Source organism: Oceanobacillus rekensis (assembly GCF_002153375.1).
Lineage (GTDB): Bacteria > Bacillota > Bacilli > Bacillales > Amphibacillaceae > Oceanobacillus > Oceanobacillus rekensis.
In genome coordinates this window covers 550,918-564,779 of the sequence record NZ_MTBQ01000002.1, presented here as the reverse complement: position 1 = coordinate 564,779, position 13,862 = coordinate 550,918, and the positions used below count along the sequence as shown (strand labels likewise).

Genomic DNA, 13,862 nt, shown 5'->3' with positions numbered 1-13,862 from the left:
CTTTACATATACACTTATAGAAAAACGAACTTACCAATTCGGGTAAGTTCGTTTTATTTAATAGGATATCAAATCAGATTTCAGATAATGATAAAGAAGCTTTTCCGTGTTTATTAGTGATGTTTCATGTGTTCTTTCCATTGCATGGGACGAATCAATACCAGGCCCAATTAGACCATGAATAATATCATGTCCGGCACGAATTGCTGCTGATGCATCTGAACCATAATATGGATAAATATCCAATTTATAGTCGATGCCCTTTATTTCCGCGATGTTTACTAAATGTTTACGTAATTCATAATGATATGGCCCACTTGCGTCTTTTACACAGATGGATACCGTATATTCATCTGTTGATTGACCATCCCCCATTGCTCCCATATCGACTGCCAGGTACTCGACCGTTTCTTGTGTAATATTGGAATTGCCTCCATAACCGATTTCCTCATTATTTGAAATAAGAAAATGTGTCGTATATGGCAGTGTGATGTCCTCTTCTTTTACTCGTTTTATTAATTGCAATAAAATGCCTACACTTGCTTTATCATCCAAATGACGAGATTTGATAAACCCATTATCGGTTTCCTGTACCCTTGGATCAAAGGAAACAAAATCACCGACCTCAATTCCTAATTTTCGAATTTCCTCTGCACTTTCAACCTTTGCATCAATACGTACTTCCATATTTGTTTGATTACGTTTCGCATCCCCAGCATCTTTGTATACGTGGACAGATGTCTGATGCATCAAGATGGTTCCAGTAATAACATCACCTTTTGACGTATGGATTTCACAATATTCACCTTCAATAGCGTTATAACGAAATCCACCAATTAAATCTAGACGTAGGCGTCCATTACTTTTCACTTCTTTCACCATTGCCCCCAATGTATCCACATGTGCTGTCAGCATCCGATGCTCATCATTGTTTGTACCTGGCAATGTTGCAATTAATCCACCCTTACGATTATGTTTCGTTTCTACATTCAATTCGTGTAAATATTCTTCGACGAATTGAATAACTTTAGATGTGTACCCAGATGGACTTGGGATTGAAACTAACTGTTTAATCAGTTCTTTTGTTTCGTTTATATTTGGATATGTACTCATAAAGACTCCCCTTTCAAATCATCATTATAATAATAGTAACGCGAAACAGACAAGGTGAACAGGAGGAATTACCTGAACAGCTCATTAATTTCCAGATAAAAATTAACCCTATATCTAATATAGTTCTTTAATATTCGAGTACAGAAGATAAGTGAAGAATAGAGATAAATTGCGAAGTACCTGTTGGTTGTCTTCCAAAAAAGTATGTGTTTCTGCCGTCCGGGATCGCTTTGGGCGGATGCGCATCCTTAGGGCACGGTCTCAGCCTCCGAAGAGAAAACCACTCTGCGGGGTCTTCGGACACGTGCTTTTCCCGTAGGAGTCACCGCCCAAAGCGATCCCGGACTGGTGAAGTTTTGATGCGATATTATTTTAATTACTAAGCAGTTAATCGATTATAAGCTTAATATCAGCTCTGGGAAATACACGGAGACTCCTGCAGGAAGAGAGCGTAAATAAAAAAATAAGTCACCCTAAGTTTTTAACTCCAGGGTGACTTATTTTATATTTTCTAAATTACTCTACAATTGTAACTTTAACCGTACGTACTCCCCAACTGAATGCTTCTTGCTTCGTTGGTACAAAGACATCAATTTTATTTCCTTTAATTGCGCCTCCAGTATCTCCTGCTTTTGCATAACCATATCCTTCAACATACACCGTGCTGCCTAATGGGATAACACTTGGGTCTACCGCAATCACTTTCGCGTCTGGATTTGCTTTTAGATTAATTCCTGTTGCCGTATATCCGGAACAGCCTGCACATTCTGCGGTATATGCTGTTGAAGTAACTGTGAAAGTTTTACTTGCTTGCTTTTCTTCTGCTGCTTTTTCCTCTTTGACAGGTACTTTTTCTTCTTTTGCTGGCACCTTTTCTGCTTTTACCTCTTGTTTTGGTTTCGGTTTAGTTTGTTCTTTCTTTGCTGGTGTAACCGAATTGCTTTTCTTAGGCTCATCCGCTTTAACTTCTACAGTAGGTTTCGTTTCTGTTGAAGCTACTTGGACTTTCGGTTCTTCCACAATTGTTTTTTCCGCTTTCGTGGATTCCTCTTCAGCCTTTTCAGACTCTGCTAACAAACGTTGCTTTACGGATTGTTCAAGTGAAGCAAGATCACTATCTTCCATTTTTAACTCATCCGCTAATGCCGTTAGTTCCTGTTGTTTATTTTCTAATTTACTTTTTCGTTGGTCACTCTCGTCCAACTGTTGGCTGATTATAGTTTTTGTTTCCTCTTGTTTTGCTTTCATTGCAGTTAATTCATTTAGTTTTTCAAATACTTCATTTCTTTTATTCTCTACTTCTTGCATATCATTTTCCTGTTGCTCTATTAAGGCCGCATCAGAATCAGCAATCTTATTAACTGCTGTTACACGAGTAATAAAGTCACTAAAGTCTTGCGCACCAAAAATTACTTCCAAATAGCTAATCGTACCACCTGTTTTCTGGGTGGAAACAATGCGATCTTTTAGTATCTCATATCGCTCTTCTATCTTTGTTTCTAATTCTTTCATTTCTTTTTCCAAATCTGAAATATCAACTAGTGTAGCATCTATATTACTCTCAGTTTCATCCACCAAGGCTTGATTTTCGGTTAATTTTTTGTTTACTTGCTCGATTTCTTTATTCAATGATTCCAATTCTATTAAAATAGATGTAATTTGCTGTTCCGATTCTGAGAGATTTCCTTTAATCTCTTTCCTTTGATCCTGAATGTCTTCTAAATTATTTGCGGGTTCTGCAAAGGCTGGGACACTAAATAATGAGCCACCTAGTCCAACAATCATAATAACTGTGGTTATTACTACTAAGGTATTCTTCAATCTTCTTCCCCCTGCTTTCTGCCACACCTGCAATTTCTTTTTAAATCTATTCATCAATGAAATGCAGTCGTGTGAAAAATATACTAAATTTACCAATCGCTACGGGTTAGTATAGCACTGGAGAATGTCACTCATATTATGAGAATGTTACATTTGTATTTCAGTGAAAGAATCATATGTTCGATTATGAAATATAAATAAGCCTATAAAAAAATAATCGGTATACAATTACAAAAACTGTATACCGATTATTTCCATCAAATCAGGCTTATGACACAGAATACAGCCAGATTTCCCAAGGCGACATATTATTTTCAAATGTATGTTCATGCTGGAGACCCAGTTCTTCGTTATTTTCTATACGTACTGCAGAGAAAATATAATCGCCACCTAGTTTTTCTAATGCTAGTGTATTAATATCGAGGTTTTCAATTGGTTCATTTCTATCTTTAGTAAACATATAGTCTTTCCCATGCTCTGCCACATACATATAGAGCCTACCGCCCCAAGTGTCAAAATAGCTTGCAAGTCCAGGGCTTTTCTCCAGTTCCCCCGCAATGACTTCCCTGAACTTATGCTTGTATTCCAGTGGGAAACTATTATTATATGTATCGAGTGTATAGAAGCCATTAAACTGGGCAATCGTCGGATGCATGCCAATGCTTACGACTCGGTATTCAGACTGGTCTTCACCAATGTAGTCTTCAATCTCCTGGAATAAATCCTCAGAATAATACTCTGCAAATGTTGGACTATCAAATTCCTTATATTTCAGCTCTTCTGATAGACCAAACAGTCCAATACATTGGGAAACTACCAACATAGCAACGAGAATCTTTCCAAACTTTAGATACCTCCATAAAATAACTAGCGCAAGTGCAAAGCAGATATACCAAATTGCTGGATCAAAAAAATGAATTCTTGCGAAGTTAAACGTGTTGGCAACCATCACATTATCCTTGATGATCCGCCAGCCTTCCCAATACCAAAAAGCATACCAGAAAGATATTGCAAGATTACAAAAAAATAATGTCATTAATATTCGTGGCTTTATTTTACTGTAAACTGCAACAAGTAAAGCCAACAATATTACTGGAATAATGATGTAGGCCTGATGTGCCGCGTCATGCGTATGTCCATACAAGAAATTTTCCCATGCCAATTCATAACTGCGCTGGATCGTATTATGTCCGAGATCAAGCTCCTCCCTGTGCGAGGTGAATCCACTATCAAAAAACATGGATGTAATCAATAAGTAGTTTTTCACCACATAAATACTTGTCATGGATGCGATTGCTGTAAAAAATGGCCAGTTCGGCTTTTTAAAACGAATCCAATCTATCAGCCATAGCAATCCCAATAGAGCGAGGAAAAATACAAAGCTCAGCACAAAATTGGATAGAAACGGTATGAGCATAAGGCCGATCCAGATGTACGCCTTCGTCTTCCAACCATTTTTTCTAATCGTTAAAAATAAATAGAGTGCAAGCGGAGTACCAGCAATGGATAATGCACCAGATGGCCAATAGGGCAGCATGGCAAAGGCTAATGCTGCACCGACCGTAATCCATTCTGACTGCTTTTCTTTGAAGACATATCTCGTCAAAAGAAGGTACAACCCAAAGAAAGCGACAAACCTCATGATCGTTTGGCTGATCGTATAGGCTGTCATTGGTTCAAAGATTACGTAAAGCCAAACAACCGCATCAAATGGCGATGGAAGTGTACTTCTTGGCAAACCATTGATTGCATTTGGCAGCATCGTATCTGTCAGCGTAAAAATCTGCCCACTTTCTGCAAGCATCTTATACCAGACAATATTCGAATCCAGGTTATCATGTACACGAATATGTGTGTCCACACCTAATATGTAATATGGAAGAAGATAGGCGATAAGCACGAGACAAGCAATCCAAATAAATTTATGCTTGATAATACTGTTGAATAATCTTGATCCCATGTTCCACATCCTCTTCCTTCATTCCGTAATAAATTGGCAGACGCAGTAATCGGTCACTATCCGCTGTGGTGTAGCGATCATCCCCAATGAAATTACCAAACTTTTTTCCCGCTGCAGATGTATGAAGCGGAACATAATGCGGTACTGCCATGATACCGTTTTTTTTCAAATATTGAATAAGATTCGATCGTTCCATTTCATCTCTTGTTTTCAGGTAAAACATGTGGGCATTATGCTCGCAATCCACCGGAATAGTAGGTATAGCAATCAAACGTGTATCTGCTAGAGATTGCAGTCCTTTTCGGTACTGCTCCCATGCACGCATTCGATTTTCATAAATCTTGTCTGCATATTCCAATTGCACCGATAAATAAGCTGCATTCAGCTCACTTAACAAATAGGATGAACCAAGGTCCCGCCATGAGTATTTATCAACCATCCCTTTAAGGAACTGTGAACGATCGGTACCTTTTTCTTGTATAATTTCTGCCCGTTCCACTAGTGAGGGTTCATTAATAATTAATGCTCCACCTTCCCCACAAGTATAATTTTTCGTTTCATGAAAGCTAAAAGTCCCCATATGCCCAATCGTTCCAAGTGGCTTTCCTTTGTATTTACTAAGAAGTCCCTGGGCTGCATCTTCAATTACCCAAAGTCCATAAAGTTTAGCAATTTCCATAATTGCATCCATATCACAAGAGACCCCTGCATAATGGACAACAACAATTGCTTTTGTTCGTTCTGTTACCGCTTCTCTAATTTTATCCGGGTCAATATTCATTGTCTCAGGTGAAACATCGACAAAGCGTATGGATGCACCTCTTAATGCAAAGGCATTGGCAGTGGAAACAAATGTATATGAAGGCATAATAACTTCATCACCGGCACCTACCTCAGATAAAAGGGCTGTCATTTCAAGTGCTGCGGTGCATGATGGGGTGAGGATAGCTTTGTCACATTCCAATCGTTCTTCGAGCCATAATGTGCACCTCTTTCCAAAAGATCCATTCCCCGAAATCTTGGTTAGCTCGATTGCTTCTTTTATTGCTTCATGTTCAGTACCAATAACACATGGTTTATTAAATGGAATCATCTTTATCACCTCATTACAATAATGCCTAGTACAATGAATGCAAAACCGATTACTTTCTGTGTACTGACAGGCTCACCGAATAAAAATACCGATAATATAAAAACAAGGACAAATGACAAGCTCATAAATGGATAGGCATAACTTATATCGAACTTAGTCATTGCTGCCATCCAACTGAGTGCAGCCAGAAATGCCGCCAGAAATCCGGACAGGATCCAGGGATTTAGTAATAACTGAAAAAGAAACATGATCTTATCCCAGAAACCTTCAGGCAGCCCTCCTTGCTTGTCCATCGTCCACTTGATAATCAGCTGCCCGTAGACCGTAAACATAATCGTACTTAATATATAAAAGTAACCCATCATTCCCCTCCAACCAATAGGGAACCATTTAATTTATGGTATACATCGACAGATCCCTTCAAACGGAATCCAAGTGAGATAAATACATTCAATGATGCCGGGTTGGATGGTGATATGGAAGTTCGTAAAAGATCGTAACCGGTAATTTTAAATTGTTCTTGAATACATGCACTTGTGAATGCTCTTGCCAAACCTTTTCCCCGAAAATCTTCATGGAAGGCCAAAAGCAAAATATGATCGTCTTCATAAGCAAAAAAACCAGCTGTCCTTCCTTCAACATGCAAAGCTAGAATAAGGTCTTTTTCAATCAAATCACTGACCCAGTTGCGGTAACGCCTATCTGCCATATAGTTTGGGATATTGAAATCACGATGAAAGCGACCACCTTTAAAGGATTCCTCTGCAATATCCAAGATTTTTTTCTTGCTATAATCCCGGCTAAAATCGATACTGCTATTATTTATTGCAAGCAAATGGTCCTTTTTGCATACTGGCTCGATTAACGTATCAACGTAATAGAACCCAAAATTCTTTAACCTTTCTTTATTGGCAAACGGATCGACCTTCACCGTGAAATGTCCTTCTGTTTCCCTAGTCTCCTCTAAAGCTGCTTCAGAGTACTCCGTCAGTTGGTATGTCTCCACATGGAAATTCCGCTTATCCCATGGGGTTGGTTTTAAATAAGTCAATGTATCATCTCCATTCCTCTGTTACATCTGTTGTCTCTCTAATTAGATAGAGTGGTCTTCCCTTTGTCTCATTAAAAATCTTTCCAATATATAAACCAAGAATGCCAAAGTTAAAGAAAATCAATCCACCAATAAAGAAGATAGATACCATGACACTTGTCCACCCCTCGACAGCCTGGTCAAGAAAGAAATAGCGGAAAAATAAATACATGGCATATATAAAGGATGCAAGGGACATTAGAAATCCGATTTGGATTGATAGGCGGAGCGGCTTGTTAGATTGAGAAATAATCGCATCAGTCGCCAAATTGATTAGTTTTCCAATACTATAAGAGGACTTCCCTTCCTTTCTAGTATTGTGTTCAACAGAAATATTCGCTGATTTATAGCCCATCCATTTTATGAATAATGGGAAATAACGGTTTTGTTCCCGAATTCTCCTGTAGCTCTTAACAACCTTTTTGGAATTTATACTGAAATTAGCTGTCGATGGATCTGTCATTTGGCCACTAAAATAATCATAAATACGATAAAAGACTTGGGAAGATTTCTTCTTTAACCAGTTATCTTGTCTTACCGTCCGCTTCCCAAAAACAACTTCATAGCCTTCCATAGCTTTTTTATATAAATTAGCAATCTCTTCCGGTCTGTCCTGCAAATCACAGTCCATTACGACAACCCAGTCGCCGCTTGTATAATCCAGACCTGCCGTTATGGCATGATGCTGGCCAAAATTTCTTGCAAAATCGATTCCTTTTATTCCATCGTCCTGTTCGCTTAAATATTTAATCGTATCCCATGCATTGTCTGGACTTGCATCGTTTACTAGAATAATTTCATATTGGGCTGGTATCATTGTGATTGTACGAATAATCCGGCTGCAAAGTTCCTTCAGGCAAGTCTTGCAACCGTAAACAGGAACGACTACGGAAATTAGCGGTTTGGTTGTAAATTCCATTGATTAACATACCATTCCACTGTTTTTTGCAATCCAGTATCAAAATCTTCTTTTGGTTTCCAGCCCAGTTCACTCTTAAGTTTACTATCATCTACTGCATATCTACGGTCATGACCTTTGCGATCCTCTGTAAAACGGATTAAATCTTTAAAACTATTAAGGTTCAACCTCTTTCTTAATTCAGGTTTTAAAGAATCGAGAATTCCACAAATCTGTTCAGCAATAACGATATTTGTTCTTTCATTACTGCCACCAACATTATATGTCTCCAGCGATTGACCATGATGATAGATGACTTCCAGTGCCCTGCAGTGATCTTCCACATAGAGCCAGTCACGAACATTTTCTCCATCACCATAAATTGGAATCTGTGTACCTGCCAATGCATTGCTAATAATCGTTGGGATCAGCTTTTCCAGATGCTGTCTCGGTCCGAAGTTGTTGGAGCTGGATGATATGACCACATTCATCCCATATGTATATCCGAAACTTCGCACCAATAGATTTGCTCCCGCCTTGGACGCACTGTATGGATTTCTAGGATTGTAAGGAGTTTGTTCGGTAAATTTACCTTCCGCACCAAGCGTTCCATACACTTCATCGGTTGAAATTTGGTAAAAACGCCTGTTGGATAGTTCCCCCTTCTTTTCCCAATCTTCCCTTGCAGCCTGTAGGAGCGTCATCGTACCAAGTACATTCGATTCAATAAATGCTCTAGAGTCTTTGATGGAACGATCAACATGGGACTCAGCCGCGAAATGGATAACACCTTTGATATCGTAGTTCCTGAAAATATTATTAAGCAAGCTTTCATGTGTGATATCACCGTGGATAAATTGATAGTTATCTTTGCCTTCCACTTCTATCAGGTTTTCCATTGATCCTGCATATGTCAGTTTGTCGATATTCAATAGGTTGACATGGGGATGTTGTTTCATATAATAATGGATAAAATTAGAGCCAATAAAACCTGCCCCACCAGTAATAAGTATTGTAGATTTCAGGTTATTCATTTTCCACCAGCCCCATCATTGGATGATGAGCCACGGAATCCCAGTACTGCTCCGTATGCTTTCTTTGAGCAATTTCCATCAAATATTGTCCATAATCATTCTTTTCCATTGATTTCCCTTTTTCGAAAAGTACTTCTTTTGTTATATAACCAAGGTAATAAGCAATTTCCTCCAGGCAGGCAATTTTAAAGCCTTGGCGTTGCTGAGTTGTTTTAACAAATTCCGCAGTTTCAAATAATGCCTCTTGTGTACCTGCATCCATCCAGGCAAAACCTCTACCTAGTAATTCAACATCCAAGTGATTCCATTTCATATATTCTCTATTTAAATCGGTAATTTCCAGTTCACCGCGATTAGATGGAGTCAGTTTCTTTGCAATTTTTACTGCCCGATGATCGTAAATATAAAGACCTGTCACAGCAAAATCTGATTTTGGTTCCTCCGGTTTTTCTTCCAAGGAAATCGCCTTTTGATGATCATTAAATTCTACGACTCCAAAACGCCTTGGGTCTTTAACCCGATAACCAAAAATAGTTGCATATCTATGCTTTTTAATTGCATCTCTAAGAATGGTTGTAAATCCTTGTCCATAGAAAATATTATCCGCAAGTATTAATGTCACTTTATCTTTTCCAATAAAATCTTCAGAGATTGTAAGGGCTTCCAGAATCCCTTTAGGTTCTGCCTGTTCCCGATATTTCAATGAAATGCCTAATTCTGAACCATCGCCCAATAGCTTTTGGAAACGTGGTGTATCCTCGGGTGTACTAATAATCATAATATCCCTAATCCCGGCAAGCATCAGCACCGAAAGCGGATAATAAATCATCGGCTTATCATATACCGGTAATAAATGCTTATTCATACTGTCTGTACTAGGAGACAAACGCGTACCGCTCCCCCCAGCCAAAATAATTCCCTTCATAATGACCTTCACTCCCCGATTTTTGTCTAATAATCAATTTGTTGTTAAAAGCACTTTTAGTCTTATAGTCTATTCCCGTTTAGTTGGTAACTAATCTTACAGTTATATTTCAAATTGATGTCAGATGACAATAGCCTTCCTGTAACCAGGCTATTTAATTATTTAAAAATAAAAAAGCACAAACTCTCCAGAATTGGAAAGCTTGTGCTTTGCGTGATTAATCATTACGCGGTATGTCTTTTCGATTTTCTTTCTTCTTGTTTAAGATAGTATTTACCATCGGTTATTTTTGCAATAAAGATGGTTAAGATGGCTGCAAGGAATGCTGCAAAAAATGCTGCAGTACTTTGTAAGAATTCTCCCATATAACCTAATGCAGCAACTGTTCCCAAACCACTCGCAAGGAGTAATGGTACAACACCAACTGGATTCCATTTATACAATCTTTCTTGCTTTTCTTCATAATAACTTGGACCAATTTTCATCCATTTTTTTACAACTAAGGCATCCGCTACTAATATTGCTGCCCATGTTAGTAGAAAGACTCCTTGGAATGTCATCACAGCACCTAAATGATCTACAATACCACCGAGCATTAACATGATTGCTAGGATACCTGAAATGACGACCCAAAAGCGTCTTCCGGGCTTAAAGTTAAAAACATTCTCAAAAAAGTTGGATAAGGATAAGGAACTGCTGTAAATATTTGTAATATTAATTCGTACTTGTGTGAGCATTGTAAAAAGTGCTCCCCCAAGGCCTAATAAAAATACAATATAAATACCTGGATTTCCTTCGCCTAAACGAACACCAAACCAGATACCTAGACCACCCATCACACCAAAACAGAATATTTGGGGGACAAATCCGATTACTACGGAACCTATTTTGATGTCTTCTGGTTTAAGATATCTTGCATAGTCTGAAGCAATTAATGCCGTCAGACCCATAATGCCATGCTGCATACCGATACACAACAATAAAGCTGTACCTCCAATTTGCACACCCTCTGGCATATATGTCCAGAAACTGCCTCCATAAACGGATGGCGTATTTAATGCCACAATAATAGCAGCCATTAAAAAAATACCGAATACCGGTAATGTCCATTTTTGTAATTTATCTAATTGTTTAATTCCAAACCAATTTAGAGGTATAATAATTGTTCCGAAGAATACAATCCATATCCAAATTGGGACAGCGGGGAAAAACGCATTGACTGCAGCAACCAATATCATACCTTCAAAAGCACAATACATGATAAAGTTTGATGCGTAGATTAAAGAAGTTAATGAGGCACCGATATAACCAAATCCACCACCTCTCGATAATAAATTTACATTCATACCGGCTTTAGCGGATAAATATGCAATAATTGTTCCCAATATACCAGCAACAACAATAGCATAAACAGCTGAAATGATTGCATTAATTGCACCGAATTGTAGCGCCATGACACTGCCCATTTGCAAATAGAAAATTGCCGTGGCAATACCAAAAGTAATATTTGTAACGCTTAACCAACTCATATTCCTTTTGTCACGAGGGACTTTTTCTAGTGAATAATCATCACTAATCTCCTTTGAAACTTTGCGATCTGCAACTTCACCAGATCTCATAAATATCAACTTCCTTCCATAATTTTGTGGGACATGGGAACCGGCCCATTGTCCATAAAAAAACGAGCGCTATATTAACATAACACTGTCATTATCTATTACCAAACCTGATATATCGGCAAATATCGGGGTATTACCGCTTAAAAAACGCTTACAAGCGACATATACTTTGTTTATCTTAGTTTAAAGGATGCCCTTGCTCTTTGATGTTTGATGTTTGTTATAAATTGTTCGTCCTTATTCCATTTCAATATAATTGCTAAGCCTAAGGGCAAGAGATGCCCCATCTTACTGAAGAAGCACAAGCCTTCCAAATTGGTAAGCTTGTGTTCTGATGAAAAATAGACATAAAAAAACCACCAACATATTATGTATTGGTGGAGACGGTGGGAATCGAACCCACGTCCAGAGATATTGGCACTCAGGCCTCTACATGCTTAGTTGATATATTATCATTCGCTTATCCTTCAGCCTATCAACAGGCTTCAGAGTAGCTAGTCTGATTCAGTTCAACTACCGTTCCCCAGACGGAGGATGGTAGTATAGCCCGCTTCATTTGAGACCCTTCAATCTGCCACACGAGCGATAACAGGAAGGATCCTTTAGTGCTACTTACGCAGCTGCTAAAGAGTAATTTTGTTCTTTGCCAGTTATTATAGGCGTTTAACGTTTTACGAGCCGTAACCTCGACATGCAACCTGAGCTCAATCTATCCCTGTCGAATCCGTAACGTCCCCAAAAAAGGAGAAACGCTCGGTAAAATTGAGCATTCATAATTTGTACTACATCTTTTATTATAACAGATATCCTGTTAAATTCAAGGGATGGAAAGATTTACTTGGTAGTTTACTTCACATGTTCCTTGATAGCACGGTCTACATCACGTTTCATTTGTTTCCGCTTCAGGTCTTCACGCTTATCGTATTTCTTTTTCCCTTTTCCTAGTCCAATCAGCACTTTTGCAAATCCATTTTTAATATAGATTTTCAATGGAATAAGTGCATAGCCTTGCTGTTGGGTTAATCCGATTAACTTATCAATTTCTTTTCGATGCAGCAGGAGTTTGCGGGTTCGAGTAGGGTCATGATTATAACGGTTCCCTTGCTCATATTCCGCGATGTGTAAATTGATTAGCTGTACTTCACCGCGCCTATCAATTCTTGCATGGGAATCTTTCAAATTCACTCGCCCATTTCGTAGTGACTTAATCTCTGTTCCCTGTAATACGATTCCTGCCTCATATGTTTCTTCAATTAAATAATCATGCCTTGCTTTTTTATTTTGAGTGATTGCTTTTCCATGTCCTTTTGGCATAAATGTTCCTCCTACTGCTTCCCATAGACCCTTATTTTAACAAAGATTCAGTATGATTCCAATCAGAATACATTTAAATTATGCAAGTAGTACTAAACTGACTGCCATAACGGCCATACCAGTCATCACGCCATATATGGAAAGATGGGCCTCATCGTATTTTTTTGCAGCGGGAAGTAGTTCATCTAAAGAGATAAATACCATAATACCAGCCACCATAGCAAATATAATTCCAAATAAGGTTTCTGTGAGAAAAGGCATTAAGATCAGGAAGGCGACAATTGCTCCTACAGGTTCTGCGAGCCCTGATAGGAAGGAAAGTTTAAATGCTTTCTTCTTATCACCAGTAGCATAGTAAATAGGAACAGACACTGCGATTCCTTCTGGTATATTATGAATCGCAACTGCAACTGCAATCGCTATTCCGATTGATGGATCCTGCAACGTAGAGACAAATGTTGCAATCCCTTCCGGAAAGTTGTGGATTGCAATGGCTAATGCCGTAAACATTCCCATCTTCAATAAGGCCGGATCATTTACAGGGTTTTTCGGTTTTTCCATATCCTCCACCTTTTTGACTTCATGGGGATTCGTATATTTTGGAATGAATTTATCGATTATACCAATCAATAACATTCCGGCAAAAAAGGCCAGTATTGTTACCCAATACCCCTGCGTTGCTCCCATGGAAGAAGTGAGTGAATCTTTAGCTTTAAAAAAAATCTCGATCATGGATACATAAATCATAACTCCTGCAGATAATCCTAGAGCAAATGACAAAAATTTCGTATTCGTGGTTTTGGCAAAGAAAGCGAGTAAACTTCCAACACCTGTAGCAAGCCCAGCAAACAACGTTAACAAGAAGGCAAATAAAACATCATTCATTCAAAATCACTCCAAACATCGATTAGTATGTTGCACCGTATTTATCTGAAAACACATTATTATTAGTACTATTATAATAAGTAGTCTATAGGACAATTAGTTAGGTGTCA

Annotated in this window: 12 protein-coding genes and 1 other RNA gene; all 13 read right to left on the bottom strand. The window is 38.4% G+C overall.

Annotated elements, in window-relative coordinates:
- Window positions 1-57: 57 nt before the first annotated feature.
- A complete protein-coding gene (locus tag BV906_RS06620; RefSeq protein ID WP_087972638.1) occupies window positions 58-1,113 on the bottom strand; it encodes a M42 family metallopeptidase in 1,056 nt (351 codons plus the stop codon).
- Between the two features lie 516 nt (window positions 1,114-1,629).
- The gene (locus BV906_RS20015) at window positions 1,630-2,934 is read right to left on the bottom strand and encodes a PcsB-like coiled-coil domain-containing protein (RefSeq protein ID WP_140321969.1); all 1,305 of its coding nucleotides are present in this window, start codon (window positions 2,932-2,934) and stop codon (window positions 1,630-1,632) included.
- A gap of 268 nt (window positions 2,935-3,202) precedes the next feature.
- Window positions 3,203-4,894, bottom strand: coding sequence for a DUF6044 family protein (locus BV906_RS06610; protein ID WP_087972637.1), 1,692 nt, complete (start codon window positions 4,892-4,894; stop codon window positions 3,203-3,205).
- Entirely contained in the window at window positions 4,857-5,987 is a 1,131-nt protein-coding gene (rffA, locus tag BV906_RS06605; RefSeq protein ID WP_087972636.1) for a dTDP-4-amino-4,6-dideoxygalactose transaminase, read from the bottom strand. The genes BV906_RS06610 and rffA overlap by 38 nt, the downstream gene beginning before the upstream one ends.
- A 5-nt stretch (window positions 5,988-5,992) precedes the next feature.
- Window positions 5,993-6,349 carry an EamA family transporter gene (locus BV906_RS06600; protein ID WP_087972635.1) on the bottom strand — a complete coding sequence of 119 codons (357 nt, stop codon included), beginning with the start codon at window positions 6,347-6,349 and terminating at the stop codon, window positions 5,993-5,995.
- Window positions 6,349-7,038, bottom strand: coding sequence for a GNAT family N-acetyltransferase (locus BV906_RS06595; RefSeq protein ID WP_087972634.1), 690 nt, complete (start codon window positions 7,036-7,038; stop codon window positions 6,349-6,351). The genes BV906_RS06600 and BV906_RS06595 overlap by 1 nt, the downstream gene beginning before the upstream one ends.
- Before the next feature lie 4 nt (window positions 7,039-7,042).
- The gene (locus BV906_RS06590) at window positions 7,043-7,996 is read right to left on the bottom strand and encodes a glycosyltransferase family 2 protein (RefSeq protein ID WP_087972633.1); all 954 of its coding nucleotides are present in this window, start codon (window positions 7,994-7,996) and stop codon (window positions 7,043-7,045) included.
- Window positions 7,972-9,009 carry a dTDP-glucose 4,6-dehydratase gene (rfbB, locus tag BV906_RS06585; protein ID WP_087972632.1) on the bottom strand — a complete coding sequence of 346 codons (1,038 nt, stop codon included), beginning with the start codon at window positions 9,007-9,009 and terminating at the stop codon, window positions 7,972-7,974. Before rfbB ends, BV906_RS06590 begins: the two co-directional genes overlap by 25 nt.
- A complete protein-coding gene (rfbA, locus tag BV906_RS06580; protein WP_087972631.1) occupies window positions 9,002-9,934 on the bottom strand; it encodes a glucose-1-phosphate thymidylyltransferase RfbA in 933 nt (310 codons plus the stop codon). The genes rfbB and rfbA overlap by 8 nt, the downstream gene beginning before the upstream one ends.
- 224 nt (window positions 9,935-10,158) lie before the next feature.
- Window positions 10,159-11,553 carry a purine-cytosine permease family protein gene (locus BV906_RS06575; RefSeq protein WP_087972630.1) on the bottom strand — a complete coding sequence of 465 codons (1,395 nt, stop codon included), beginning with the start codon at window positions 11,551-11,553 and terminating at the stop codon, window positions 10,159-10,161.
- Window positions 11,554-11,928: 375 nt separating this feature from the next.
- Window positions 11,929-12,290, bottom strand: a transfer-messenger RNA (tmRNA) gene (ssrA, locus tag BV906_RS06570).
- A gap of 109 nt (window positions 12,291-12,399) precedes the next feature.
- Window positions 12,400-12,867: an SsrA-binding protein SmpB gene (smpB, locus tag BV906_RS06565; protein ID WP_087972629.1), complete on the bottom strand. Its 468-nt coding sequence runs from the start codon at window positions 12,865-12,867 to the stop codon at window positions 12,400-12,402.
- Between the two features lie 78 nt (window positions 12,868-12,945).
- Complete coding sequence (gene zupT, locus BV906_RS06560) at window positions 12,946-13,752, bottom strand: zinc transporter ZupT (protein ID WP_087972628.1); 807 nt, start codon at window positions 13,750-13,752, stop codon at window positions 12,946-12,948.
- Window positions 13,753-13,862: the final 110 nt, after the last annotated feature.

What these genes read in the sequence shown, in the direction of transcription:
- BV906_RS06620 (WP_087972638.1), bottom strand. Translation starts at nt 1,113, where the DNA reads ATGAGTACATATCCAAATATAAACGAAACAAAAGAACTGATTAAACAG.
- BV906_RS06610 (WP_087972637.1), bottom strand. Translation starts at nt 4,894, where the DNA reads ATGGGATCAAGATTATTCAACAGTATTATCAAGCATAAATTTATTTGG.
- rffA (WP_087972636.1), bottom strand. Translation starts at nt 5,987, where the DNA reads ATGATTCCATTTAATAAACCATGTGTTATTGGTACTGAACATGAAGCA.
- BV906_RS06600 (WP_087972635.1), bottom strand. Translation starts at nt 6,349, where the DNA reads ATGGGTTACTTTTATATATTAAGTACGATTATGTTTACGGTCTACGGG.
- BV906_RS06590 (WP_087972633.1), bottom strand. Translation starts at nt 7,996, where the DNA reads ATGGAATTTACAACCAAACCGCTAATTTCCGTAGTCGTTCCTGTTTAC.
- rfbB (WP_087972632.1), bottom strand. Translation starts at nt 9,009, where the DNA reads ATGAATAACCTGAAATCTACAATACTTATTACTGGTGGGGCAGGTTTT.
- rfbA (WP_087972631.1), bottom strand. Translation starts at nt 9,934, where the DNA reads ATGAAGGGAATTATTTTGGCTGGGGGGAGCGGTACGCGTTTGTCTCCT.
- BV906_RS06575 (WP_087972630.1), bottom strand. Translation starts at nt 11,553, where the DNA reads ATGAGATCTGGTGAAGTTGCAGATCGCAAAGTTTCAAAGGAGATTAGT.
- smpB (WP_087972629.1), bottom strand. Translation starts at nt 12,867, where the DNA reads ATGCCAAAAGGACATGGAAAAGCAATCACTCAAAATAAAAAAGCAAGG.
- zupT (WP_087972628.1), bottom strand. Translation starts at nt 13,752, where the DNA reads ATGAATGATGTTTTATTTGCCTTCTTGTTAACGTTGTTTGCTGGGCTT.